General features: G+C 41.4%; 22 protein-coding genes, 1 tRNA gene and 1 pseudogene. 7 read left to right on the forward strand and 17 right to left on the reverse strand.

The features are described from left to right. Positions 1–245 precede the first annotated feature (245 nt). Positions 246–545 (forward strand): ArsR/SmtB family transcription factor, encoded by a 300-nt coding sequence (locus tag C8D97_RS10230; protein WP_109763684.1) that lies wholly within the window; start codon positions 246–248, stop codon positions 543–545. A 21-nt stretch (positions 546–566) separates the two neighbouring features. Here the strand turns inward: C8D97_RS10230 and C8D97_RS10235 are convergent, their stop codons facing one another. The 3 genes from C8D97_RS10235 to C8D97_RS10245 are packed head-to-tail and all read right to left on the reverse strand — an operon-like array spanning position 567 to position 5,249. Further along, positions 567–1,865, reverse strand: coding sequence for a hypothetical protein (locus C8D97_RS10235; RefSeq protein WP_109763685.1), 1,299 nt, complete (start codon positions 1,863–1,865; stop codon positions 567–569). Then, positions 1,865–2,689 carry an outer membrane lipoprotein-sorting protein gene (locus C8D97_RS10240; protein ID WP_109763686.1) on the reverse strand — a complete coding sequence of 275 codons (825 nt, stop codon included), beginning with the start codon at positions 2,687–2,689 and terminating at the stop codon, positions 1,865–1,867. The genes C8D97_RS10235 and C8D97_RS10240 overlap by 1 nt, the downstream gene beginning before the upstream one ends. Continuing rightward, positions 2,676–5,249: an efflux RND transporter permease subunit gene (locus C8D97_RS10245; RefSeq protein WP_109763687.1), complete on the reverse strand. Its 2,574-nt coding sequence runs from the start codon at positions 5,247–5,249 to the stop codon at positions 2,676–2,678. The genes C8D97_RS10240 and C8D97_RS10245 overlap by 14 nt, the downstream gene beginning before the upstream one ends. Before the next feature lie 148 nt (positions 5,250–5,397). On the opposite strand from C8D97_RS10245, the gene C8D97_RS10250 reads away from it, so the two are divergent. Beyond that, positions 5,398–5,766 (forward strand): rhodanese-like domain-containing protein, encoded by a 369-nt coding sequence (locus C8D97_RS10250; RefSeq protein WP_109763688.1) that lies wholly within the window; start codon positions 5,398–5,400, stop codon positions 5,764–5,766. On the opposite strand, the gene C8D97_RS18035 is transcribed toward C8D97_RS10250, so the two are convergent. Then, entirely contained in the window at positions 5,750–6,166 is a 417-nt protein-coding gene (locus C8D97_RS18035; RefSeq protein WP_210204915.1) for a hypothetical protein, read from the reverse strand. The genes C8D97_RS10250 and C8D97_RS18035 overlap by 17 nt on opposite strands. Before the next feature lie 77 nt (positions 6,167–6,243). Beyond that, positions 6,244–6,320, reverse strand: a tRNA-Arg gene (locus tag C8D97_RS10255). 342 nt (positions 6,321–6,662) lie between these two features. On the opposite strand from C8D97_RS10255, the gene C8D97_RS10260 reads away from it, so the two are divergent. Then, positions 6,663–7,079, forward strand: coding sequence for a hypothetical protein (locus tag C8D97_RS10260; RefSeq protein ID WP_109763689.1), 417 nt, complete (start codon positions 6,663–6,665; stop codon positions 7,077–7,079). A 62-nt stretch (positions 7,080–7,141) separates the two neighbouring features. Here the strand turns inward: C8D97_RS10260 and C8D97_RS10265 are convergent. The 3 genes and pseudogenes from C8D97_RS10265 to C8D97_RS10275 all read right to left on the reverse strand — a co-directional run. Further along, positions 7,142–7,567 (reverse strand): annotated as a pseudogene (locus C8D97_RS10265) (regulatory protein RecX); the annotation flags it as partial. A 32-nt stretch (positions 7,568–7,599) separates the two neighbouring features. Further along, positions 7,600–8,631: a recombinase RecA gene (gene recA, locus C8D97_RS10270; RefSeq protein WP_109763691.1), complete on the reverse strand. Its 1,032-nt coding sequence runs from the start codon at positions 8,629–8,631 to the stop codon at positions 7,600–7,602. A 68-nt stretch (positions 8,632–8,699) separates the two neighbouring features. Beyond that, positions 8,700–9,191: a CinA family protein gene (locus C8D97_RS10275; protein WP_109763692.1), complete on the reverse strand. Its 492-nt coding sequence runs from the start codon at positions 9,189–9,191 to the stop codon at positions 8,700–8,702. Between the two features lie 69 nt (positions 9,192–9,260). Between C8D97_RS10275 and mutS the strand changes: the two genes are divergently transcribed. Then, the gene (gene mutS / locus C8D97_RS10280; RefSeq protein ID WP_210204916.1) at positions 9,261–11,855 is read left to right on the forward strand and encodes a DNA mismatch repair protein MutS; all 2,595 of its coding nucleotides are present in this window, start codon (positions 9,261–9,263) and stop codon (positions 11,853–11,855) included. A 7-nt stretch (positions 11,856–11,862) separates the two neighbouring features. Continuing rightward, positions 11,863–12,186 (forward strand): ferredoxin FdxA, encoded by a 324-nt coding sequence (fdxA, locus tag C8D97_RS10285; RefSeq protein WP_109763694.1) that lies wholly within the window; start codon positions 11,863–11,865, stop codon positions 12,184–12,186. 102 nt (positions 12,187–12,288) lie between these two features. Here the strand turns inward: fdxA and C8D97_RS10290 are convergent, their stop codons facing one another. From C8D97_RS10290 to C8D97_RS10310, 5 genes are all read right to left on the reverse strand, one after another. After that, complete coding sequence (locus tag C8D97_RS10290; protein ID WP_109763695.1) at positions 12,289–12,822, reverse strand: DUF1269 domain-containing protein; 534 nt, start codon at positions 12,820–12,822, stop codon at positions 12,289–12,291. Positions 12,823–13,052: 230 nt separating this feature from the next. Then, the gene (gene acnB / locus C8D97_RS10295; RefSeq protein ID WP_109763696.1) at positions 13,053–15,647 is read right to left on the reverse strand and encodes a bifunctional aconitate hydratase 2/2-methylisocitrate dehydratase; all 2,595 of its coding nucleotides are present in this window, start codon (positions 15,645–15,647) and stop codon (positions 13,053–13,055) included. Between the two features lie 270 nt (positions 15,648–15,917). Further along, complete coding sequence (locus tag C8D97_RS10300) at positions 15,918–16,490, reverse strand: nucleotidyltransferase family protein (protein ID WP_109763697.1); 573 nt, start codon at positions 16,488–16,490, stop codon at positions 15,918–15,920. Between the two features lie 131 nt (positions 16,491–16,621). Continuing rightward, positions 16,622–17,800, reverse strand: a complete 1,179-nt coding sequence (locus tag C8D97_RS10305) for an acyl-CoA dehydrogenase (protein ID WP_109763698.1) — start codon at positions 17,798–17,800, stop codon at positions 16,622–16,624. Positions 17,801–18,033: 233 nt separating this feature from the next. Next, positions 18,034–18,690 (reverse strand): SGNH/GDSL hydrolase family protein, encoded by a 657-nt coding sequence (locus tag C8D97_RS10310; protein ID WP_109763699.1) that lies wholly within the window; start codon positions 18,688–18,690, stop codon positions 18,034–18,036. 146 nt (positions 18,691–18,836) lie between these two features. Between C8D97_RS10310 and C8D97_RS10315 the strand changes: the two genes are divergently transcribed. Together C8D97_RS10315 and tsaA are read left to right on the forward strand one after the other, a co-directional pair. Further along, the gene (locus C8D97_RS10315; protein WP_109763700.1) at positions 18,837–19,433 is read left to right on the forward strand and encodes a YceI family protein; all 597 of its coding nucleotides are present in this window, start codon (positions 18,837–18,839) and stop codon (positions 19,431–19,433) included. Between the two features lie 39 nt (positions 19,434–19,472). Continuing rightward, entirely contained in the window at positions 19,473–20,180 is a 708-nt protein-coding gene (gene tsaA, locus C8D97_RS10320) for a tRNA (N6-threonylcarbamoyladenosine(37)-N6)-methyltransferase TrmO (protein ID WP_109763701.1), read from the forward strand. Between the two features lie 117 nt (positions 20,181–20,297). On the opposite strand, the gene prpF is transcribed toward tsaA, so the two are convergent. The 4 genes from prpF to C8D97_RS10340 all read right to left on the reverse strand — a co-directional run bounded on the left by prpF (position 20,298) and on the right by C8D97_RS10340 (position 25,626). Then, the gene (gene prpF / locus C8D97_RS10325) at positions 20,298–21,476 is read right to left on the reverse strand and encodes a 2-methylaconitate cis-trans isomerase PrpF (protein WP_109763702.1); all 1,179 of its coding nucleotides are present in this window, start codon (positions 21,474–21,476) and stop codon (positions 20,298–20,300) included. A 149-nt stretch (positions 21,477–21,625) separates the two neighbouring features. Next, positions 21,626–24,232 (reverse strand): Fe/S-dependent 2-methylisocitrate dehydratase AcnD, encoded by a 2,607-nt coding sequence (gene acnD / locus C8D97_RS10330; RefSeq protein ID WP_109763703.1) that lies wholly within the window; start codon positions 24,230–24,232, stop codon positions 21,626–21,628. 51 nt (positions 24,233–24,283) lie between these two features. After that, on the reverse strand, positions 24,284–25,000 hold the full coding sequence (locus tag C8D97_RS10335; RefSeq protein ID WP_245411430.1) for a GntR family transcriptional regulator: 717 nt from the start codon (positions 24,998–25,000) through the stop codon (positions 24,284–24,286). A 92-nt stretch (positions 25,001–25,092) separates the two neighbouring features. Next, positions 25,093–25,626 (reverse strand): DUF2057 family protein, encoded by a 534-nt coding sequence (locus C8D97_RS10340; protein WP_170115211.1) that lies wholly within the window; start codon positions 25,624–25,626, stop codon positions 25,093–25,095. Positions 25,627–25,799 lie beyond the last annotated feature (173 nt).

Below are 25,799 nucleotides of genomic sequence, written 5' to 3' on the forward strand. Positions count from 1 at the left end.
CTGTCATAGCCAATCAATATTCACTAGTCGTTTAGCCGATAATCATAGGCTACTGTTTTGCATTATTTCGGTGCAAACAATACTTAATATCGCGGCCAATAAATATCATTTTTCCAATCACCTATCACTATTAGAATTAAAAGTAATAGAGTTGATTAGACATTAATATTAGCTATATCTAAATTAGTAAATTCAATTAAATGTGTTAAAATTCACCTATTCTAAGAACTACCTGACTATACAATATGACAAAGAGCATTGGCGAACTTAAACAACATGCCAGCAACGCCAGTCGATTACTAAAAGCGTTAAGTAATGAAACACGGTTGCTTATACTTTGTTTCCTTAGTCAAGGTGAAATGTCTGTCACCGATATTAATCAAAACATTCAAATTAGCCAGTCTGCACTTTCACAGCATTTGGCCGTTCTTAGAAATGACGGTCTTGTACAAACACGCCGGGATTCGCAAACAATATATTATTCCTTGGCGAAAGGCCCTGCCGCACAAATTATTGATACATTACACGGTATCTACTGCCAATAATCACCAAACCTGTTGAGCTATTTAAAATAAATACCTTAAACGCATCCATACCGATGAGTTTTGTTGCAGTTGCCCCCAAAAAGAATGCTCCTTCTCACCTTCAAATAAAAACAACCCCGTTGAAAGCTTCCATTCATCATTAAATCGATAGTCAGAGGTTAATCGTAAGTGGCCATCGTTATCCGTTGGTGAATAAAATACAAAGAACGAGTTGGTCCATTTTTGCTGATGCGACTGATGAGTGATCCGTGCAGTAACCTGAGTATGCCACTCCCGCTGTTCAAATTCTGGTGTCAGGCTGTTATTAATTAATGATTGATAGTCCTGTGTTTTTTCCAAATAAAACTGAAAGGATCCGGTTAAGTTTTTTGCCAGTTCCGTTTCATAACCGATTAATGCTCTGAACTCATCGTTTGGAACCAGAGAATCATGGCCACCCGGATCATCTAAACTCAGGTACTGGCCGATTTCAAACTTCACAATGCCATTGAAAGCCGCTTGCCTTACACTTGCTCCCCACACATTGAGTCGTGAAAAGTATGGATTAGCGTTATTATCGATAGCCTTTGGTGTTTTATAAAAACCACGATAACCGTAGAGCGCCCACTCCAATCCATTTTCTGTACCAAACAGGCGTGTTGCAAATTCAAAGTCACGATGCACAGGTTGAGCGGCGTGAATAGGAGTCTGAGGCTGTGAAATTCCAATTGATGGAATGTAAAAGCTGAATCGCTCACCGGATAAATACTCATCAGATTCAAATTCAGGCGTAATAACAACATCTAGGTTACTGTCACTGCCAAACCAGCTGAATCGAATGGCATCCGATGGTGCTTTAAGATACTCGTCATCTCGCCCCATAAAAAATGACTGCCAATCCTTAGGAAACAAGTCATTTATAAATACTAAATCACCTGTGCCCCAGGTTAATATTTGTCGGCCGAGTTTAATGTCGGTCGATTGACCTGGCGAAAATTGATAGTTAAGTTCACGGAGCTTTACATCAGTGTTATCGATCACTGCATCATGAATTAGATCGGTTTTTGTGGTCAACTCGCCAACATCAAAAGCATAATCCCAATCGAGTCGAAGCCTGAGCTCTTGCATAGGCTCGTCAATATGACTGGCTTTATCATCGAGCCAGTATGAGTTTGCAAACTCCAAAAAGCCATGAAATAACTGCTCCTCTGGCGTATCCCAGCTATCGCCCCAACCTTCGTTCCACTGTTCTTCTGTCTTTGTATGTTGTTGCGAAGCGTTAATACTTAAAACAAAAGCACTAAATATAACCAATAAAAACAGTCGTATTATTATGAACATTATTGAGTTCGCTGCAGCCATTTATCAGGAGGATTTCTTAGGCTACGTTCGCTAAATACTTGTTCTGGAATGCCCAAGTTATAATCCATAAAGCGAAACTGTATGAGGGTATGACCGTTTAAGCGATGATCGGTTAGTGTTGCCTCAGTAACCGTTGGAAAACTTTCAATGATTTTAACCTGATTCACTTCCATGGTGCGTAACGGTTTATCGTTACTGTCATAATAAATGACATGCATGGGCAAAAATGTTTGCTTGTTAATCGTTGAGGAATAATAAGCAAATTCCACAGTTTCTGGTGACTTTGGAGTATGCTTTAAATAATAATTTTCTTCATCTTGATTAATCAGTTCATGATTATCCAATAATGGTGAGCGGCCAGAAACGTCTTCGTAGTAAAAATTAGAGCCAACAAAACTTGTTCGCTTATCGCCAGATGAAATACGTTTAACCAAATCAAGCCCTGGTAAATACAGCCATCGATCATCATCACTTTGAGGCTTTTTATCGACTAAAAACACAGTATCTCTAACATCCGTTGGACGAGAAAACACCACAAGAAAATGTTGTTTCATATTTTCCTGTTGATTTTTACGAAGCATTACGAACTGACGATACTGCACGCGATCCTGCGAGTCGACAATTTTCATTCTTGCATCACTGCGGCCATCAGTTCCGGCATAATAGGATGCTAAGTTTGATTTATTAACAATAGTAGCTGCAGTAAGCCCTTCTGTTTCACTGGCATAAGCCGAAGTGACGACGACAAACAAAGCCACTGCAATAATTAGAGAGCCTTTACAAATTAAATTATTTAAATTCATTGTTTTGATTGTCCTGTTGTTTTGGAAAAAATTTTGATTTTCCAAGGTTAAATATGGCTGGCAACATTAATAACGTGACTAACGCTGAAACAGTCATAATTGTCGCTAAAAATATTCCAACCGTTATATAAGGGACAAGTGGAGCAAACAGTAATGGGGTAAAGCCAATGGCAATAACAATGGCATTGCGGGTAATGGCCCGGCCGGGTTCCTCAAACATTAGCTGTATGGTTTTATAAAAGTCACCTGTTTTTGCGTAGATGGATCGTGTTCTGTCGATAAAATGAATTGCAAAATCCACAGACAAACCAAGGGTGAGTGCAGATAAAACTGCAATAGGCATATCGTAATCTTTTCCAACCCAGCCTATCAGCCCATAAATAAAAGTAATGGTCAGCGATAAAGGTAACATAGCCATTAAACCAAATATGATGGAGCGAAATAAAATAACCATCATAATAAAGACCACAATAAATGCACTGATCAAACTGTCGAGCATTCCAGACACCATGGCATCCTGCCAGACAACATTTATATAAGTTTTCCCCGCCCACTTTAAACTCATGCCTTCAGGCAAAGGATTTTGTTTGGTAAAGGCATCAACCGTATCCATAACGGTTAACATATCCTGATTATCACCACTGGTAAGCTGCAGCCAAACCACTGCTCTACTGTAAGATGGGTTAACCATGTGCCACAAATCCTGTGGTCGATGGGACGATTGATATTGCAATAAGGTCTGTGCGACACCTGCTTGAGAATCAGGTAAAACAAAATCTTTTTGTTCACCACTAAACAGTTCTCGATTAACTGTTTTAACTAAATCAACAACCGAGTTGGATTTACCTACCACACCAGATTTATTCAGCGCTTGTTGTAAAGACGCCATGTACTGCAAAGTTTCTGGTTGAGTAAAATATTGAGTCTCCGACTGATATTGCTCGAGCAATGACATGGCTTGCTCTAATAATCCTGCATCAACCGCTTCTGCAGCAACCGGTTCTTCAGCAAAAAACGCATCATCAATGACAGCAATAAACTCTGAAGCATTAAATGTTTGCTCGGATGTATTATTTAATAATGTTGTCAACTTGCTCTTTAATGACGAGTCTTCCAATTGCTCGGTAACATCCGTTAATCGCTGCAACAATTCTGTTGCATATGCAGTTCCTTTTGTATGGGATAACACTAAAAAAGCATCGTAAGTTCCAGCAAAGTGATCATTGAGCACCCTATCGGCTATTCTTATACGATGGTCTTGCTTAAACCATCGAACCGGGTTGTCATTAATTTGAATTTTTTCAATACCGACAATCGAGAAGGCTAAAACTGTCATAAACGCAATTACAATAGCTTTGGACCAGCTGGTTGAAAACAGCCCCAGTTTTGGTATGAAGCGAGCTATCAAGCTTTGTTGATCACCATGCAATTTTGCCTGTAAAGCTTTCAGCTGTTTTTCAGACATTCGGGATATATATGCTGGCATAAATAAAATCGTCCAAATAAAGGCCAATAAAATACCAAAACCAACAAATACGCCAAATATTTGAACCGGGGGGATGGGCGTGAGTGCCAAGGATGCAAATCCAGCCGTTGAAGTGATTGAGGTAAATAACATGGGCCGAAACAAGTGACTGATAACGTCCTTAACCACTTGCTTAACATCGGCGCCTGGTTTAAAACGATCGGCAAATTCGGACATCACATGAACCGAATCCACAACCGCAATCGGCATCAAGAAAATAGCAATCATCGAACTCATGATGTGGACTTTAAAACCACAGGCAATTAATAAGCCCATGGTTGATAAAACCGTTGCCATTGCAATAATCATTGGCGCTATAACAATGGTTAAGTTTCGAAAAAAGAACAACAACAATAAAAATATAACCGCGGCAGCCAAAGGCGCTGAAATACCCATTTGAACAAACATCTCATAGCCAAAGGTATCTTCTGCAACTGGCAAGCCGGTGATATGGAATTGATCGTCTGTGTTTAACGCATCAATGTGCTGTTGAATGGCCTGTGAGATTCGATAACTTTCATTCTTGTCTTTAATGGGTACATAGATAGAAGCCGCTTTGCCATCACCAGAAACCAGTGTATCCAGTAGCAAAGGTAAATCCGCTACATTTTGTTGTATCTCAGCCGCTTCAGACTCACTGGACGGAGGATTTTTCATCATGTATTCAAACCGAATACTGCCCTCTCCAGTTTGCTCTATATTATCCACCACACTCAAAGACATAACATCTGGATTAACGACACCATCAATGGTTAATATTTTATTACTGAGTTGATGAATGGCTGACAATGAATCGGTGTTATAAATGGATTCATCATTAACCATCCCCACGACTATGGCATCGTGTAAGGCAAATTCTTGTTTTACCTGATTGTGAAACACTCTGTCCGGTTGATCATCCGGTAACATATTTTCCGGATCAGTATCTATTTGGATGGTGGGAATAAAAGCAGCCAGTCCCAATGAGACTATGGCCATTAATAAGTACACGCGTTTGGCGTGATTTAATGAAAAATTAATAACCCAAGCTTTCATCTTTCTCTCATTTATATTAGTATTTTCTAATGTTGGATGCATTTTATATTAGATATATCTAAATTACAAACAGCTATTTTAACTGGATATGGTAATGGATATCCCATTTGTAGCATAACAATCCAAAACTTCTATTACTGGAGGCAGTATGACAACAGCACTCGATTTAGTGACCGAAGCAAAAAAAGCAATTAATGAAGTGGATGCACAAACCTTTAAAAATTCGAGCACCGATGAGCGAATAGTCATAGACGTTAGAGAACCTGCAGAATATGAACAGGGGCACCTTGATAATGCCGTGAATATTCCAAGAGGTATTTTAGAGTTTGATATTATGAATAACTCATCGGTAAAGCAGCAGTTAAAGGATCCTTCACAGCTAAAGTCTTCGCCTATTTACCTTTATTGCCAGTCTGGAGGCCGGTCTGCATTAGCCGCAGAGTCCTTACAAAAGCTAGGCTTCAATAAAGTCGTTTCAATTGCAGGAGGCTATAAGGCCCTTACTGAATCAAAATGATGATTAATAACAAACTGATGTACTGGTGAGAAGGTTCCTGATAAAGCACTGCTTTATCCTTCGAACGCTTTGATTTGTAATCAGAGCCGGGGACTCCGTGGAAGCAGCAGTTGTGGTTTGTGCAACTGGTGCGCCCGGCAGGGTGAGAAGGTTCCTGATAAAGCACTGCTTTATCCTTCGAACGCTCTGATTTGTAATCAGAGCCGGGGACTCCGTGGAAGCAGCAGTTGCGGTTTGTGCAACTGGTGCGCCCGGCAGGGTAAGAAGGTTCCTGATAAAGCACTGCTTTATCCTTCGAACGCTCTGATTTGTAATCAGAGCCGGGGACTCCGTGGAAGCAGCGGTTGCGGTTTGTGCAACTGGTGCGCCCGGCAGGGTGAGAAGGTTCCTGATAAAGCACTGCTTTATCCTTCGAACGCTCTGATTTGTAATCAGAGCCGGGGACTCCGTGGAAGCAGCAGTTGTGGTTTGTGCAACTGGTGCGCCCGGCAGGAGTCGAACCTGCTACCTGCCCCTTAGGAGGGGGCCGCTCTATCCAAATGAGCTACGGGCGCGTGTTTATCATTTCGTGAAGCACAGGTTTATTGATGATAAATCTTTTGATAAGAAAACGAAATATCAATTCTTATTTAAATACTTAAATTACATTAGCAAACTCATATACTCATTTTCTTTTTTGCATCGGGTACGAAAATTTACAGGTGGTTTAAAACTATTTTTGACTAAAAAATGACGGGATAAGTCACTATCACTATAAAAGATATTTAACAGCTTATGAATCAGTCAGTTAGAAAAATTACCTTGATTTCTCTGGTTTTCTTTTTACCGCAACACTCTCAAATATTAACTAATCTTAAAGATAGGTTGGTAGTTTCGGTTAAAGGAGAGACGCAACTATGATGTATCAACAAATTCCGACATTAATATATTCATTACAGCCACGCTTTAAAAATAAAGAGTCTGTAAGGATTACTCAGTCTCAATATGAACAGCTCAATGAGCTGGTGAAGGATTACTGCCATTTTCATGATGCCCCAAGATTAAAAGGATTGGTAAAGCGCATTCAACGTCGTATGCAACAACACTCGGATCATCACTTATGGCAAACCGAGTATAACTTTATTACCGATCATTTAATGAGCGCAATGAAAGAAGCAGGTTATTGCCGTAATGAAGATAATAACAAATCGGTTATTTCGGTTTTAAACCGGGAGAGTTCAGGTGATTATAGTGAACGGCGACGAAGCCGACGCAGCGATCAAATGCAGTTTAGCCAGTCGGTAAAACAGATATTCGATAAGTGGTTGCATTAACGTTTAAATCGCATCTACTTTTCGTTGCTACTTGCTTTCATAAGAATTAACGTCAACTGACTTTAATCAGAAGTTAACTCATCAAACATTATCTCAATATCGTTAGAGTAAAACCCGCGATATTGCAGATAGCGAATTTGCTTTGCTTTTTCAGGCCAGTCTTGAGGGAGTTGTTTAAATTTTTTTCGCCATGCCTGTTGAGCAACTTCACTCCATTGAATCGTTAACTCGGATATTTTTAAATCCACCAAAGATTTTTCAACACCTTTCTGACTTAGCTCATTACGTATCCGAAATGGTCCATAAGCGCCCTGAATTCTGTGGCGTATCCAGCTTTCAGTAAAGCGTTCGTCGCTTAGCCATCCACGTTGCTCAAGGCTGTCGAGTGCCAGAGATATATCTGGTTCGGTAAATCCTTTTTGTAATAATTTGGTATGAAGTTCTTTCCGAGCGTGTTCACGGCGCGCTAAAAGAGCGATTGCCCTTTCGCGCGCTGTGTCTTTAGGTGGTGCTTTAACGGTTAGGCCTCTTCAGTTTCTGCTTTTTCTTGAGGTTTACTGCTGTTAGGTAATAACTTAGCTCTTAGCTGCTGCTCAATTTCATTGGCCATTTCAGGATTTTCTTTTAAGAAATTAATCACATTCATTTTGCCCTGACCAATTCGATCGCCATTATAGCTGTACCATGCGCCGGATTTATCAACCAGACCTTCTTTAACGCCTAAGTCAATCAGCTCGCCTTCAAGTGAGCTGCCCTGCCCGTACATAATTTGGAATTCAGCCTGTCTAAACGGTGGTGCCACTTTATTTTTAACCACTTTTACACGCGTCTCATTACCAACCACTTCGTCGCCCTGTTTAATTGAGCCGGTACGACGAATATCCAGACGAACCGATGAATAAAACTTAAGAGCATTACCACCAGTGGTGGTTTCAGGACTACCAAACATCACACCAATTTTCATACGGATCTGGTTAATGAAAATAACCGTGCAGTTGGCACGTTGGATATTGGCGGTTAATTTTCGAAGGGCTTGCGACATCAAACGAGCCTGAAGACCCATATGAGAATCGCCCATTTCACCTTCAATCTCTGCTTTAGGGGTTAAGGCTGCAACGGAGTCAACAACGATTATATCGACGGCGCTTGAACGAACCAGCATATCGGTAATTTCCAACGCCTGCTCGCCCGTATCAGGTTGTGAAACTAAAAGGTCATCTAAATTAACACCTAATTTTTCTGCGTACACGGGATCCAGTGCATGCTCGGCATCAACAAAAGCGGCAGTACCACCGGTTTTCTGACAATTAGCCACGGCCTGTAAAGCAATGGTTGTTTTACCGGATGACTCTGGACCGTAAACTTCAACCACACGACCTTTTGGAAAGCCACCAACACCCAGAGCTAAGTCGAGTCCGAGAGATCCCGATGAAATAACCTCAATACCAGGTCTTGCGTCGGAATCGCCCATTCGCATAATTGAGCCTTTGCCAAATTGACGCTCAATTTGTGACAGCGCTGCGCCGAGTGCTTTATTTTTGCTATCGTCCATCGTATTCTCCAGACAGTTCGTTTTATTTTGACTATTGAGGCGATTATTCCATATAACTACTCAGTTGACTAGTCCTTTTGTTGAATCATTGATATTGCGCCTTTTAAAGCTTCAACCACCGCCTGTTCTCTGATGTCAGCACGATGGCCCTTAAAAATAAACTGGGCCGTATGTTCAAGGCCATCAAGCTGCCAGCCTAGCCAAACCGTACCAACCGGCTTATCCTCGGTACCGCCATCAGGTCCTGCGATACCGCTCACAGATATCGCCAAATGCGCTGTCGTGCGTTCTAAAGCGCCTTTACACATGGCTTTGATTACCTCTTCAGAAACCGCACCATAACGAGTCAGCAACGAATTATCAACGCCTAGCAAGGTTTCTTTTGACGCATTACTGTAAGTGACAAAGCCACATTCAAACCAGCTTGAACTTCCAGCCAAATCGGTTAATGTTTTTGAGATATATCCGCCGGTACAGGACTCTGCGGTCACCAGTTTCAACTGATGACTGATGGCTAATTGAGCAAGCTGTTCGGTTAATGTTGATATTTTGTTTAACATTTATTCAACCCGGTGTAATTTCTATAGTTTTACTGGTTTAGGGCACCATGCTTCAGTACAATTTGCCCCATGAATCAAGCTAATCATTCTATAGTAGACGACCTGAAAGCGCATACCCCGATGATGCGCCAGTTTTTATCGATCAAAGCAGCTCATCCTGATCAGCTGCTGTTTTATCGCATGGGTGATTTTTATGAGCTGTTTTTTGATGACGCCATAAAAGCTGCAGATCTGCTCGACATCACATTAACCAAGCGGGGCCAATCGGCCGGCGAACCAATTCCTATGGCCGGTGTACCCTTTCATGCCGTTGATAATTATCTTTCGCGACTGTTAAAACTTGGCGAATCTGTTGCTATATGTGAACAAATAGGCGACCCGGCAACCAGCAAAGGGCCGGTTGAACGAAAAGTGGTTCGAGTATTAACCCCGGGCACAGTGAGTGATGAATCTTTATTAGCGAATGACTCGATACAATTATTAGCAGCAATTTATCATCAGAAACGATCACCTAAAAACCAAACCTTTGGTATGGCCTGGCTCGATTTGGCGGGCGGTCAGTTCTGGTTAAGCGAGTACGCGAGTGAAGATGATATACGAAGTGAATTGCATCGATTGCAACCTGCCGAATTAATCGTCTCTGAAAAAAGTGAATTGCAGATTCAACATTCCTGTTTAAGACAACTGCCCGATTATTACTTTGCCATTGATGAAAACAGAAAAGCGCTTTGCCATAAACTGGATGTGGTTAGTCTGGCAACGTTTGGTTGTGATGAATTCAATGAAGCCATTGCCGCTGCAGGCGCTGCATTACAATACGCAGAAGAAACACAAAAAACTGCACTGCCTCACATTAAACAGTTACTGCCCTACTTTGATCAGGATTGCATTCGTCTTGATTCCGCTACCCGAAAAAATTTAGAAATAACAAAAAACTTACAGGGTGGTGAAGAAAACACTCTGATGTCGATTATTGATCGCACTCAAAATGTCATGGGTAAACGTTTATTAAAGCAGTGGCTGCATCAACCGCTTGCGGATCGTACAACGCTTAGAATGCGTCATGAAATCGTTCGGGGTTTTATCGAAGCTTCGTTAAGCGATCTCCAGGAACAAGTAAAACAGATTGCCGATATCGAACGTATTACCACACGAATCGCTTTAGGCTCAGCAAGACCAAGAGATTTGGTTCGTTTAAGCAGCAGTCTTGAGCATATTGCTATTACAAAATCCATTTTAAAAAAATTAAATAATAACGTATTTGCTTCGCTGGTTAATGGCATTAATGATTTTGATGAACTGGCTGCCTTGCTGAGTCAAGCTGTCATTGAAAACCCTCCAGTTACCATTCGGGACGGTGGTGTAATTGCCGAAGGTTTTAATCAGCAACTGGATGAATTACGAGCATTATCCAATAATGCCGATAATTTTTTGATTGATCTGGAAGAAAAAGAAAAACAAAACAGTGGCCTTAATACATTAAAGGTAGGCTTTAATAAAGTTCATGGGTTTTATATTGAAGTTTCCAGAGCACAGAGTGAGCAAGTGCCTGAACATTTTGTTCGACGCCAAACGTTAAAAAATGTCGAGCGGTTTATCACGCCTGAGTTGAAACAATACGAAGAGAAAGTACTATCAGCCAAGTCAAAATCTCTTGCTCTGGAAAAAGAAATCTACCAACAATTAATTCAAGACTTGCAACCATTTGTCCGTTCACTGCATGCCAGCGCTAAGTCGATTTCAGAGTTAGACGTATTGCTGTGTTTTGCTGATGTGGCAATCAGCTATAACTATGTATGCCCTGAACTAATTGATGAAAAGCAAATTATTATTAAACAGGGTCGTCATCCGGTCGTTGAACATACTGTAGAACCTTTTATAGCCAATGCCATAACTCTCGATAAAGAGCAACGTACACAAATTATTACCGGGCCCAATATGGGTGGTAAATCAACCTATATGCGACAAACTGCGCTTATTGTATTGCTCGCCAATGTTGGTTGTTTCGTTCCAGCAGAAAGTGCAAAAATAGGTCCGATTGATCGCATCTTTACGCGTATCGGTGCCTCCGATGATCTGGCCTCTGGCCGATCCACCTTTATGGTGGAAATGACAGAAACCGCTTATATATTAAAAAATGCCACACCAAACAGTCTGGTACTGTTGGATGAAATTGGCCGAGGTACCAGTACCTTTGATGGACTGTCACTGGCATGGGCAATAGCAGAACACATTCATCAAAATATTCAGGCATTCACTTTGTTCGCAACTCATTATTTTGAAATGACCGAATTTCCCGAAAAATTTAAAGGTGCGGTTAATTATCATTTTGGTGCTCAGGAATTCGATGAAAATTTGATTCTTGAACACGCTATCCATATTGGCCCTGCGAGTCAAAGCTTTGGTATTCAGGTGGGGAAGCTGGCGGGAATACCACAGGCAGTGATCGAAGCAGCCAAGTACCAACTGTCAACACTTGAAAGCAACTCAGAAATCCATCAATTGCAAGAGACACCTGTAGAGCAATTGAAAACCAACTTAATTTCTGCTCAAAAAGAAAACTTACTCAATCAGATTAAATCCATTGATGTCGACAGTCTCAGTCCAAGAGAAGCGCTTGAGCTTATCTATCAATGGCAGCAACCTCTTAAAAATAAGGAGTGATAACCGTATGGCTTTTGTTGTTACCGAAAACTGTATCAAATGCAAATACACCGACTGTGTCGAAGTATGCCCTGTTGACTGCTTTTATGAAGGCCCAAACTTTCTGGTTATCCATCCTGATGAATGCATTGACTGCGCACTTTGCGAACCGGAGTGTCCGGCTGAAGCCATTTTTGAAGAAGATGACTTACCAGCGGATCAAAAACAGTTTATTGAATTGAATGCCGAACTTGCCGAAGAATGGCCAAATATCACAGAACAAAAAGATCCACCAGCAGACGCAAAAGATTGGGATGGGAAGCCGGATAAACTGCAATATCTGGAACGATAAAATACTAGAATTTAAATGTCTTTATTCGAATTGTTTGGTCGTGCGTTTATATTGAAACGCACGACTTCATTTAGAAAACAATGAACATTGAAATAATGACTATCAGTTCATGCTATTGGCATAATGAATGCTTGTGCCTTTTAGATCGACCCATTCAATATCCGCCTCAGGGTGATGACTGCGTACCAGCTCTTCAACCGGTTTAAACAAATCCCGTTCCACATCCACGAGTAATAAATATTTACCTTGATCGATTTGTTTTTGGAAGTGCTCAACACCCAGATCATTCACTGACACGCCAATCATGGATGACATCCAGGCACCAAAACCTGCCCCTGCAGCACTGAGTCCAAGTACCGCACCACCACCAAATACTAATCCCGCTGGGGGAAATGTAATGGCAACAATTCCAGCAAGAAAACCGGTGGTTCCACCAAACAATAAACCTCGTTTTAGCGCCGGAATCAAATCCGTTGTTTCGGCTAGCCCCGCTTCATGCAAGTGGGCTTTTTCAAGCCGCTCATGATCTTTACCAACGATATGGATATGGTGCTCATCCAGTCCATAATCCTGTAACTCGTTAACAATATTTTGCGTATTTTTAAAATCAGGAACTAAAAAATATAAGCGGATCACAAGACACCTCCAGTAATATCCTCTCACTGTTTTAAGTATAGGTGTGTTATTAGATTATGATGTTATTTTTTCTCTCTTATGAAAAACTAACGTATAGGCAGAATGGCTAATAACGAGAAGTAATCAAAACTGCTTATTGCAGACTATTCTTTATAGTTTTTAAATAAACTTGAAGGCATAAAAAAACCCGAGTGAATTTGCACCCGGGTTTTCCTTAGAGATAGAAAAACTTATGCGTCAACCGTAACCTGATTTGAAACAGGAATGGTCACCGAATTTGCTTTTTCTTGATACTCTTTCATTTGATGGAAGTTCATGTACTTGTAAATATCACTCGCCATACTGTCCAGTTCTTTTGCATACTCCATGTACTCTGATACAGAAGGCAGTTTACCCATAACCGAAGCAACCGAAGCTAGCTCGGCAGACGCCAAATAAACATTAGCGCCCTGCCCTAATCGATTAGGGAAATTTCGAGTTGATGTCGAGACAACGGTTGACTTTGGTTTAACGCGAGCTTGATTACCCATGCATAACGAACATCCTGGCATTTCTAATCGCGCACCAGACTTTCCAAAGATGTTGTAATAACCTTCTTCCATCAACTGGTGTTGATCCATTTTGGTTGGTGGTGCAATCCACAAGGTAGTGGCCAATGTGCCCGGCTCCACTTTATCCAATAATTTACCGGCGGCTCGGAAGTGACCGATATTTGTCATGCACGAACCAATGAACACTTCATCAATTTTATCGCCTGCTACTTCACTTAGCAGTCGTGCATCATCTGGATCGTTAGGCGCACAAAGTACCGGCTCTTTTAATTCATTTAAATCAATTTCAATGACGGCTTCATACTCGGCGTCTTTATCCGCTTCCATAAGTTCAGGGTTTGCCAACCATTCTTCCATTTTTTCAATACGACGGGCGATAGTACGCTCATCGCCATAACCGTTCGCAATCATCCACTTCAATAACACGACGTTTGATTGCAGGTATTCGGATACCGACTCTTCGGATAACTTAATGGTACAACCGGCAGCGGAACGTTCTGCAGAAGCATCAGACAATTCAAATGCCTGTTCGGCTGTTAAGTGCTCAAGCCCTTCAATTTCTAATACACGACCCGAGAACACATTTTTCTTACCGGATTTTGCAACGGATAAATGCCCTTCTTGAATGGCGTAATAAGGAATTGCATGAACCAGATCACGCAGTGTGATGCCCGGTTGCATTTTGCCTTTAAATCGAACCAAAACAGATTCTGGCATATCAAGTGGCATTACACCTGTGGCGGCTGCAAAAGCGACCAGACCCGAACCTGCCGGGAATGAAATACCCATTGGGAAACGGGTATGTGAATCACCACCGGTACCGACAGTATCAGGCAGTAACATTCTGTTTAACCAACTGTGGATAATGCCGTCGCCCGGACGAAGTGATACACCGCCACGGTTACGGATAAAATCGGGCAGTGAATGTTGAGTATCAACATCAACCGGTTTTGGGTAAGCGGCAGTGTGACAGAAAGATTGCATAACCAAGTCGGCTGAAAAGCCTAAGCAGGCTAAATCTTTTAACTCATCGCGAGTCATAGGGCCCGTTGTGTCCTGAGATCCTACCGTTGTCATTTTAGGCTCACAATATTGACCAGGACGAACACCGGTAACACCGCAAGCTTTACCAACCATTTTTTGCGCTAATGTAAACCCTTTACCGCTGTCTTTAACATCGGTAGGTAAACGGAAGAAATCCGCTTCTGGCAAACCTAAAAACTCACGTGCACGAGCTGTTAGTCCGCGTCCAATAATCATAGGGATACGACCACCGGCTTGAACTTCGTCAATCATGACCGAGGTTTTTAATTTGAAAGTTGCGATAGTTTCGCCATCTTTCTCAACTTTTCCTTCGTACGGATAAATGGTAATGACATCGCCCATTTCCATTTTATCGACGTCAACTTCAATCGGAAGTGCACCAGCATCTTCCATTGTGTTGAAAAATATTGGTGCAATTTTGCCACCAAGGCAGAAGCCGCCAGCTCGTTTATTAGGTACATAAGGAATATCATCACCCGTACACCACAACACAGAGTTAGTGGCTGATTTACGCGATGACCCAGTACCAACAACATCACCAACGTAGGCAACGGGATGTCCTTTTTCTTTTAACTGGTCAATAATTTCTAATGGATTGCCTTCAAGCCCTTCTCTTGGGTTTTTTAGCATGGCGAGTGAATGCAAAGGAATATCAGGACGCGACCAGGCGTCTTGCGCCGGAGATAAGTCATCGGTATTGGTTTCGCCCGGTACTTTAAAAACCGTCAATGTAATTTTTTCTGCCAGAGCGGGTTTCTTTTTAAACCATTCAGCATCGGCCCAGGACTGGATCACTTCTTTGGCGATGGCGTTTCCTGCATTGGCTTTGTCGGCCACATCATGGAACGCATCAAACATCAACATTGTGTGTTTAAGTTGTTCACCAGCTATTTTTGCAAGTTCACTGTCATCAAGCAGTTCAACCAGCGTAGCAATATTGTAGCCACCAAGCATGGTGCCCAATAACTTAACGGCGTGCTCTTTATCAACAAGTGGAGACATCGCTTCGCCCTTTGCGATAGCGGATAAGAAACCGGCTTTAACGTAAGCAGCCTCATCAACACCAGCAGGAATTCGATTGGTTAACAGATCGACTAAAAATTCACCTTCATCCGATGGTGGTGTTTTTAGTAATTCAACTAACTCATTAACTTGTTCGGCGTTTAAGGGTTTTGGCGGGATACCTTGAGCGGCGCGCTCTTCAACATGCTTACGATAGGCTTCTAACACGTTTCGTTCCTCGTTTGAATGCTTTTAGATTGCAGATCGCTATACATCAGTTTTGGCTTCAATGTGAAAGCCTGATAATTGAATATTTAACGATCTTACTGAAATTTGGGTGCGTAATTATACAAGAAATCCCTTCAAGAATAAATTAATACCTAAGTAAGGTATTCTTTTATCGAGCTTTTTTGATTACTTATTAATCAAAGTTAAGTTTTTTAAGGTTAACTAACTTTAAGTAGGCTCTGGATTAGAAAGTACACGTGTTATTAATAATTATTTTTTGAGCGACATCATATCAGCCGCCGTATCGACGCTAAACGCGGCTTTTTGACAACTGATCGAGCGTAATTCGGATCTATGTTTATTAATAATATCTGCCGCGGGATCGTCTGATTCAGTTGTGGTTAATTCGTAGAATAAATGATGAGGAAAAATAGCCGGTATTGTAAAAATATCATCATATTCCGTGGCAACTATGGCTTTATGCTCTTTGTTGGATAAATCAATCAGTGAACGATAGTGATCCAGAGGAATAAATGGCTGATCACAATACATGATTAAAATACGATCACTATTAAACTGGCGTTTAACGGCCACAGACAGTGAGCTGGCAACACCTGACTCCCAGTTTTCGTTGAATAATATATCCACCGGTAAATGGCTTATTTCTGCTTCAACTCTATGATGGTAGGCACCGGTTACGACCGTCACCGACTTTGATAGTTGGCTTGCCTTATAGCAAGCATTTTGAATCAGGGTTTTGTCATGATATTGAATCATCTGTTTGCATACGCCTAGTCGACTGGAGCCTCCTCCGGCCAATATCAGCACTGATAGATCAATCATAAGCTCCAATAACTTTTATTATGCCAATTTGTCACTTAAGAATAGCACATGACCAAAAAATAAATGAATGAAGCCAAAACGAAAAAAGCCAGCAATAAGCTGGCTCTTAGTGGGGTATAAAACAATAGGTTTTACTTGAAAGCTTGTAAACCGGTTTGAGCACGCCCAAGGATTAATGCGTGAACATCGTGTGTGCCTTCATAAGTATTGACTGCCTCAAGATTCATCATATGACGGATCACATGAAACTCATCATTAATGCCGTTACCACCGTGCATATCACGGGCTGCACGAGCAATTTCAAGAGACTTACCACAGGCATTTCGTTTAACCATGGAAATCATTTCTGGAACAAATCGTTTTTCATCGATCAAGCGGCCTACCCTCAGCGATGCCTGGAGTCCTAGTGAAATTTCCGTTTGCATGTCGGCCAACTTCTTTTGAATCAACTGGGTAGATGCCAATGGCTTGTTGAATTGCTTACGATCAAGAGTGTATTGACGAGCAGCGTGCCAACAGGCTTCTGCAGCGCCCATTGCGCCCCACGAAATACCGTATCGAGCCATATTTAAACAACTGAAAGGCCCTTTTAGCCCTTTTACTTCAGGGAAAATATTATCGTCAGGAACAAATACATCTTCCATCACTATCTCACCGGTGATGGACGCCCGTAATGAAAATTTGCCTTCGATTTTGGGGGCAGAAAGACCTTCCATGCCTTTTTCGAGCACAAACCCACGAATATCGCCGTTGTCATCTTTTGCCCAAACAACAAATACATCCGCTACAGGCGAGTTGGTGATCCACATTTTTGTACCTGTGAGACGATAACCACCATCTACTTTCTTCGCTCGTGACTTCATACTACCCGGATCGGAGCCTGCATCTGGCTCTGTTAAACCAAAACAGCCAATAAATTCACCGCTGGCCAACTTGGGCAGGTATTTTTCACGCTGTTGTTCGGTTCCAAATTTATGAATTGGGTACATCACCAAAGAAGACTGGACGCTACAAGCCGAACGATAACCGGAATCCACACGCTCAACTTCGCGGGCAATAAGGCCATAAGCCACATAGCTGGTGCCAGCACAGTCGTAGCCTTCAATTGTTGAGCCCAATAAACCCAGTTCGCCTAACTCGCGCATAATTTCAACATCAAAATGTTCATGACGATTGGCTTCTAACACTCTGGGTAACAGTTTTTCCTGAGCGTATTGACGTGCCGAATCGCGGATCATGCGTTCTTCTTCAGTAAGCTGATCGTCTAATAACAGAAGATCATCCCAATTAGATAGTACTGCACCTGACATAACTAGCCTTCCAGTGAAATGGTTAACGATACTGTGTGTCGCAAGCGAATGTTTTAATATGAGTTTATAAAAAACTCATATTGATTGAAGCCCATACTGCCAACGACGCTAATCGCCCTAGTATAGGGGAAATGGCGTGCAATTTCGAAGGCTAAATGCACTGCTACGACGACTTATAGGAATATTTAAAACCAGAACAATTATACAACCGGGTAAAATAGCGCTTTCAGCATTTATGCTTCGCTTTGGTTTAAAAATTGCCAGACGTGTTGAAATATTAATTCATGACCGTCCGAATTAGGGTGTACCTGATCCGAGCAAAATAATTCAGAACAATGGTTATCATTAAATGCTGAGAAAGTATCGATGTAACTGGCATTGTACTGGTTAGCTAACCCCATGATGGCATGGTTATATTTCACCACATCGTCATTCAACCGAATATTTCCGTGTGCATTCAATTTGCCGTCGACTTTTTTAGGGATGGGCAGCACCGACATTAATCCAATTCTCGCTTTGCGAGCGACAGCAAATGTTAAGCACTGCTCCAAATGGCGAATAAAAATAGCTATTGGCACTTTATTTTTGTTTTTATGAATAACCAGATCGTTTAAACCATAGGCTAATATAATGTTGCTCTGGCTTTTTGAAAAAACACGGGCTTTAAACTCCGCTGCAAAACGTGAAACCAAGCCATCCGTTGTATCCCCACCAACACCAAGATTGTAGACCTTGTTCATTAAACTATTTGAAGCGTTAGCTGTAACTGATTGTTCAACCTGATGAAAATAAGCAAGTTTAAGTCGTTCTACCCAACCACCCTTAAGTGTATCCAGATCACCGTGGGTAATACTGTCACCAAAGCATAAAATATTATTTATATTCATCATTGAAATCTTGCTATAAAGTCTGACTATAGAGAGTTAATTATGACGATATAGTGGCTGCAGCAATAGTGTCAAGATTTACTCACTGATCCATAAGTGTTAATTTACTGGCACAAATTAACATACAAGTATTCTTTAAGGAGCCTGCAATGCAAACGAAACAGTGGTTAGCCTTTATTAGCTTTATAACGTTATTAACCTTTATACCAACTCAAAGCTATGCCAACACCGAGTGGCGATTAAACAATAACAAATCAACGTTTAACTTTATATCGGTAAAAAAGTCAACGGTAGCTGAAACACATCAGTTCAAAAAGTTTGCAGGTACTATCAAAAGCTCAGGTGAAACTTATGTTTCTATCGACTTATCCAGTGTTGATACAAATATTGATATTCGCGATGAAAGAATGCAAAAGCATTTATTTGAAACAGACAAGTTTTCTAACGCTGAAGTAACGGCTCAGGTTAACGCCTCATCACTTGGTCAATTAAAGATAGGTGAAGTACTGAAACAGAAAGTTAATTTAACACTATCTTTACATGGTCAGTCAGAAATCATACCCGCTGAGTTGAATGTTATAAAATTATCGAAAGATAAAATCCTGGTAACTCCCATAACACCTATTATGATTAACGCTAATCAATTTAATTTGACGGCTGGTATTTTAAAGCTTCAGGAAATTGCGGGCTTACCATCAATAAGTGCTTCAATACCGGTTAGCTTCCAGCTTGTATTTGAAAAGTGAACATAAAAATAGTCAGAAAGGTTCATAGAGGATTAAACGGTGAGCATTAAGCTAGAAACCATTGGTGTCATTCACTCACCGTTTAAAGAAAAGTTTTCGGTCCCGCGCCAGCCAGGGTTAATAAAACACGCGACAATGGAATTGGAGTTATATAAACCTTATAGCCATCCAGATAGCGTTAAAGATTTATCACAATACACTCACCTATGGCTGTTATTTATTTTTCATCAACATCAAGATACAAACTGGCGGCCTTTAATTCGCCCTCCCAGATTAGGCGGTAATCAAAAAACGGGAGTCTTTGCGTCTCGGAGTAGTTATCGACCCAATCCCATTGGCATGTCCGCTGTTGAATTACGAAAAGTAACCGCGCTCAACAACTCGGTAAAACTTGAATTAACGGTAGCGGATCTGGTTGATGGCACACCCATCATTGATATAAAACCCTATATTCCTTACAGCGATGTCATACCACAAGCTCATGGCGGTATGGCCCATCAGCCTCCCGAACAATTAGCCGTCAGCTTTTCAGTGGACGCATTAAAAAGCATCAAGCAACATCAAACGCATTACCCGGATTTAAAGTTATTTATCATTGAAGTGTTATCGCAAGATCCTCGCCCAGCTTACAAAAAGCAATCTGAGGATAATAAACTTTACGGCGTAAAACTTTATAACTTTGATGTTAAATGGCGAATAGACAATAATGAAGTGTATGTTGAACGAATTTTACAGCTGACAGATTAAGCGCAATCAAGGCAGAATAAAATTCATTGTATTGATGATCAACGACTGCAATGAGTGTGAGCAGTCGTTGATCAGAGATTGTGTTAGTAAGGTTAACAGTTACACTTGAAAAATAAGTTACTCGTCGTCAAAAGGCACTCTAACCTTCCCTTCCATTAATACACGTGCGCTTCGACTCATACTGACTTTTTTAGCCACCCAATTGTTATTCTGTAATATCGTTTCTGCACCCACTTTTAATGTGCCTGATGGATGACCAAATACAACTGACTCTCGATCTCCACCGCCTGCGGCTATATTGACCAGAGTACCAGGAATGGTAGATGCCGTAGCTATAGCAACCGCTGCAGTGCCCATCATGGCATGATGCAACTTACCCATTGAGAGAGCTCGTACATTTAAATCGATTTCATTCGATGAAATGGATTTGCCACTGGAAGAGACATAATCCGCTGGCGGTGCAACAAAGGCCACTTTAGGTGTGTGTTGTCGATTTGCAGCTTCATCAATAGTATCGATCAAACCCATTTTTACTGCACCATGTGCACGAATAAGTTCAAATTGTGTCAGTGCTTCAGCACTGTTATTGATAGCTTCCTGTAACTCTGTGCCGGTGTATTTTAAATCCTCAGCATTTAAAAATATGGTTGGAATACCGGCATTAATCATAGTTGCCTTGAGTTTTCCGAGGCCTGGCACGTCCAGCTCATCAACCAGATTACCGGTTGGGAACATTGATGCGTCTGCATCGGCAGGATCCATAAACTCAACTTTCACTTCAGCAGCAGGAAAAGTAACACCATCCAGTTCAAAATCGCCGGTTTCCTGAACGTCACCATTAGTCATAGGAACGTGGGCAATGATAGTTTTTTGGATATTGGCTTGCCATATTCTTACAACAGCCACCCCATTGTCTGGGATCCGGTCCGGATCAACCAATCCATTAGAGATAGCAAAGGATCCCACCGCAGCGGTTAAGTTGCCACAATTTCCACTCCAGTCGATAAATGGTTTATCTATCGACACCTGACCAAATAAATAATCCACATCATGATTCGGCTGTTGGCTTTTTGATAATATGACTGTTTTAGAGGTACTTGACGTCGCTCCACCCATACCATCGGTATGTTTCTGATAAGGATCGGGACTGCCAATTACACGGAGTAAAAGCCGATCACGTGCTTCCCCTGCTTGCTGCGCACTTTTGGGTAAGTCGGTTAGATTAAAAAATACACCTTTGCTTGTTCCACCACGCATATAGGTTGCATTAACTTTTAACTGAGGAGCATGACTCATATTTATTTCCTGTAACAATCCGTTTAACGACTGTAAATAAGATGTAAAAATAATCGCAGCGTAAATATTTAAATTACTTACGCTGGCTTTATTACAATACGCTTATTAAATTATTGTTTATTGAAATCTTCTGTATACAACAGAAAACCTTAACTGGCTTCTGCTTCAAGAAAATCTTTCGCAAAACGTTGCAGTACTCCCCCGGCAGAATAAATAGACACCTCTTCTTCCGTATCAAGTCGACAAGTGACCGAGACTTCTTGCTGCGAACCATCTTTACGGTTAATAACAAGGGTCAAAGTTGAACCCGGTGTTGGTTCGCCTTTAACATCAAAGGTTTCTGTGCCATCTATGTTTAACGTGTTACGGTTTTCTCCTCGCTGAAACTCTAAGGGTAGAACCCCCATACCAATCAGATTTGTTCGATGGATTCGTTCAAAACCTTCAGCAACAATTACTTCTACACCAGCTAGCCGTACACCTTTTGCGGCCCAGTCTCTTGAAGAGCCTTGCCCATAATCCGCTCCGGCAATAATACACAGAGGTTGTTTACGTGACATATATGTTTCAATGGCTTCCCACATGCGAGTAACTTTGCCTTCTGGTTCAACTCGGGTGAATGATCCTTGTTTTACTTCACCGTTTTCCTGAACCATTTCATTTAATAATTTAGGATTTGCAAAGGTGGCTCGTTGCGCCGTTAAATGATCACCCCGGTGCGTGGCATAAGAGTTAAAGTCTTCTTCTGGTAAACCCATTTTAGCCAAATATTCACCAGCAGCACTGGATGCCTGAATGGCATTTGATGGCGATAAGTGATCCGTCGTTATATTGTCGCCTAATACCGCCAACGGACGCATACCTGTCATGCTACGTTCACCGGCTAATGCGCCTTCCCAATATGGGGGACGGCGAATATAAGTACTTTGGGGTCGCCAATCATAAAGTGGTTCGGTTTGTTCACCCATATCAACATCAATGGTAAACATGGGTTCATAAACATCGCGAAATTGTTGCGGTTTAACACTTTGTTTGATTATCGCATCAATCTCTTCATCGGTTGGCCAGATATCTTTAAGCGTTATTGGATTGCCGCCATTATCAAATCCAAGCGTATCTTTTTCGATATCAAAACGAATGGTTCCTGCAATGGCGTAAGCGACAACCAATGGTGGTGATGCCAAAAATGCTTGATCGGCATGAGGGTGAATTCGTCCATCAAAGTTTCGATTACCCGATAAAACCGCCGTTGAATATAAATCGCGCTGTTCAATTTCCTGTTTAATTTTTGGATCAAGAGCGCCGCTCATACCGTTACAGGAAGTGCAGGCAAATGCCACAACACCAAAGCCTAACTTTTCAAGCTCTGGCAACAAGTCAGACTCTTCAAGATAAAGTTTTACCGCTTTTGAACCAGGGGCCAGTGACGATTTTACCCAGGGCTTACGAGTTAAACCCAGTTTATTTGCATTACGCGCAATTAAACCAGCGGCAATCATATTGCGAGGGTTACTGGTATTGGTACAGCTTGTGATTGCAGCAATAATACAAGCACCATCCGGCATCTGCCCTTCTTTACAATCTTTATACGCTTCTTCAAGACTGCCAGAAATTCCACGCTCGGATAAATCCGTTGTAGAGACACGGGCATGAGGATTTGAAGGCCCCGCGATATTTCGACCAACAGACGATAAATCGAATGTTAGTACACGTTCATATTCCGCAGCGGATAAATCATCCGCCCAAAGTCCGGTTTGTTTGGCGTATATTTCTACCAGTTTTACTTGTGCATCATCACGACCAGTTAAGGTTAGGTAATCGATGGTTTGTTGATCGATATAAAACATTGCAGCAGTCGCACCAAACTCTGGTGTCATGTTAGAGATAGTCGCCCGATCGCCCAGTGTTAATGCTGATGCCCCTTCGCCATAAAACTCAAGATAACTCGACACAACGCGTTCTTTGCGCAAAAACTCGGTTAACGCCAAAACAATGTCGGTGCTGGTAATTCCGGGCTGGGGTTTTCCTGTGAGTTCTACACCAATGATATCGGGCAAGCGCATGTAAGATGCTCGCCCTAACATGACGCTTTCAGCTTCTAGACCGCCAACACCTACAGCAATAACACCTAGCGCATCAACCATAGGAGTATGACTGTCTGTGCCTACGAGCGTATCAGGAAAAGCAACTCCATCACGAGATTGTATGACTGGCGACATTCGTTCTAGATTAATTTGGTGCATAATGCCGTTACCAGGAGGAATAACATCAACATTTTTAAACGCTGTTTTGGTCCAGTTAATAAAATGGAAACGATCTTCATTTCGTCTGTCTTCAATTGCGCGATTTTTTTCAAACGCGTCTTTTTCATAACCCGCGTGTTCAACCGCTAGTGAATGATCAACAATAAGTTGTGTAGGCACTACCGGATTAACTTTAGCCGGATCGCCGCCCTTTGCAGCGATAGCATCGCGTAATCCAGCTAAATCAACCAGAGCGGTCTGGCCTAAAATATCATGACAAACAACTCGCGCCGGAAACCATGGAAAATCAAGATCCCGTTTCCGTTCGATAATTTGCGACAGTGCGTCGTTAAGTTTTTCAGGCTCACATCGGCGAACAAGGTTTTCTGCCAGTACTCGTGATGTATAAGGTAACCCTTTATAAGCATCAGGTTTAATGGCATTCACTGCTTCTTGTGTGTCAAAGTAATCGAGATTTGTACCTTGTAACTTTTTTCGAAACTTTGTATTCATTAATAATCCAACCTTAATTGTCTTGTATAAACCAGTGCATTTATTCAGTTATCAAACACTGGTCGTTAGTTTTTGTGATAAATTTTTTCGTGTGTATTGAATATGGCGACGCATTAAAATTTCTGCGAGCTCAGAATCTCTATGTGAAATAGCCTGAACAATGGCTTTATGTTCATCAAAAGCAGTGGTAACTCTTGGTCCAGCCATTCCTAACTGAACCCGGTACATCCGAACCAGATGGTAAATGCCATTTAACAAGAGTGAAATTAACTGCTTATTTTTACTGCCTAAAATGATTCGATAATGAAAATCAACATCACCTGCTTCCTGATAATAGGTTTCGCCGGACTTTACAGTTTGAAAATGTGTTTTTAGCAGTTCGTTTAAATCAGATACTTCATCATCACTCATATGAATCGCTGCTAATCGAGCTGCCATACCTTCTAATGACTCTCTTACCTGATACAGCTCTGACAATCCCTGTGCACTGAGTGAAACCACTTTTGCACCAACATTGGGTTTGCGCTCAACAAGATAACAGCTCTCTAATCGGTTGATTGACTCACGGATGACCGCTCTGCTGACCGAGTAATAATTAGATAACTCAGCTTCACTGAGTTTTGAACCAGACAGAATAATCCCTTCAACGATATCGCTACGAAGCCGCAGGAATGTTTTATCGGTGGAGGTAACCGGTGCTTGAGTAATTTGATCCATTAAGGTCGATTGAAAGTCAATATTGTCGACAATATTAACAAATATTAGCATTCAATCAAGTAAACTAGCTGATTTTGTCGACAAAACAAGCTTTCACTTGCAGAGATAGTGGGAATTAGAAGCGTATGCTTTGTGTTTTAAAGCTATTTGTTTTCAACCCATTTTAAAAAGTGCTGTTTATCGGAATCACTGGTGTTATTCCATAAGCGCTTAAGGCGTTGAAGATCGGCAGAGTCGCCTATCGTTTCGGACTGGGCATCAGGATCGCCTAAGCGTTGTCTGACTAAGTTATAGGTTGGGTTTGAGGCAAATTCACGAGCTTCTTGGTAAGATTTCGGGCGATCGGCCTGAATCGAGTATTGATAGTTATTTTCCAGATCAACCACAATGATCAAAGGACGGGAATGAATTAGCTCCTGCTCAACCTCATCTTGCTCATTGGAAGGTACGGAAAAGCTATCACTGTATTTCACCACAAGCTTATGATTGCCTGGAGTAAACTCAATGATATTTTCTAGTGAATTTTCATCGGCTTCCAAATCAAAGGATGCTGGTTGTTCATAAGCCTCGTCATCAATAGAAATGATTTCAAAATACTTAGGTACGGTTACCGATACACCTGCAGTACTGGATAAGCAAATAAGTAACATACCGAGCGACATTAACAGACGACTCATGGTTATTCCCTTGATTTTTAGAGAGTATGCTTCAATTTTAATCGGTGAAATGAAATTAGCAATATGGAAGTGCAAAACTTTAATAAAAAGCTTAGAAAACGACTTTATAACTGAATAATTGCTATAAAACTTAAATACAGCCATAAAAAAAGGGCTAAAACAATGTTTTAACC

The organism is Pleionea mediterranea (assembly GCF_003148745.1).
Taxonomy (GTDB): Bacteria; Pseudomonadota; Gammaproteobacteria; order Enterobacterales; family Kangiellaceae; genus Pleionea; species Pleionea mediterranea.

Coding starts and splice junctions, on each gene's coding strand:
- C8D97_RS10230 (WP_109763684.1), top strand. CDS start 246: ATGACAAAGAGCATTGGCGAACTTAAACAACATGCCAGCAACGCCAGT.
- C8D97_RS10235 (WP_109763685.1), bottom strand. CDS start 1,865: ATGTTCATAATAATACGACTGTTTTTATTGGTTATATTTAGTGCTTTT.
- C8D97_RS10240 (WP_109763686.1), bottom strand. CDS start 2,689: ATGAATTTAAATAATTTAATTTGTAAAGGCTCTCTAATTATTGCAGTG.
- C8D97_RS10245 (WP_109763687.1), bottom strand. CDS start 5,249: ATGAAAGCTTGGGTTATTAATTTTTCATTAAATCACGCCAAACGCGTG.
- C8D97_RS10250 (WP_109763688.1), top strand. CDS start 5,398: ATGACAACAGCACTCGATTTAGTGACCGAAGCAAAAAAAGCAATTAAT.
- C8D97_RS10260 (WP_109763689.1), top strand. CDS start 6,663: ATGATGTATCAACAAATTCCGACATTAATATATTCATTACAGCCACGC.
- recA (WP_109763691.1), bottom strand. CDS start 8,631: ATGGACGATAGCAAAAATAAAGCACTCGGCGCAGCGCTGTCACAAATT.
- C8D97_RS10275 (WP_109763692.1), bottom strand. CDS start 9,191: ATGTTAAACAAAATATCAACATTAACCGAACAGCTTGCTCAATTAGCC.
- mutS (WP_210204916.1), top strand. CDS start 9,261: ATGAATCAAGCTAATCATTCTATAGTAGACGACCTGAAAGCGCATACC.
- fdxA (WP_109763694.1), top strand. CDS start 11,863: ATGGCTTTTGTTGTTACCGAAAACTGTATCAAATGCAAATACACCGAC.
- C8D97_RS10300 (WP_109763697.1), bottom strand. CDS start 16,490: ATGATTGATCTATCAGTGCTGATATTGGCCGGAGGAGGCTCCAGTCGA.
- C8D97_RS10305 (WP_109763698.1), bottom strand. CDS start 17,800: ATGTCAGGTGCAGTACTATCTAATTGGGATGATCTTCTGTTATTAGAC.
- C8D97_RS10310 (WP_109763699.1), bottom strand. CDS start 18,690: ATGATGAATATAAATAATATTTTATGCTTTGGTGACAGTATTACCCAC.
- C8D97_RS10315 (WP_109763700.1), top strand. CDS start 18,837: ATGCAAACGAAACAGTGGTTAGCCTTTATTAGCTTTATAACGTTATTA.
- prpF (WP_109763702.1), bottom strand. CDS start 21,476: ATGAGTCATGCTCCTCAGTTAAAAGTTAATGCAACCTATATGCGTGGT.
- acnD (WP_109763703.1), bottom strand. CDS start 24,232: ATGAATACAAAGTTTCGAAAAAAGTTACAAGGTACAAATCTCGATTAC.
- C8D97_RS10335 (WP_245411430.1), bottom strand. CDS start 25,000: ATGCTAATATTTGTTAATATTGTCGACAATATTGACTTTCAATCGACC.
- C8D97_RS10340 (WP_170115211.1), bottom strand. CDS start 25,626: ATGAGTCGTCTGTTAATGTCGCTCGGTATGTTACTTATTTGCTTATCC.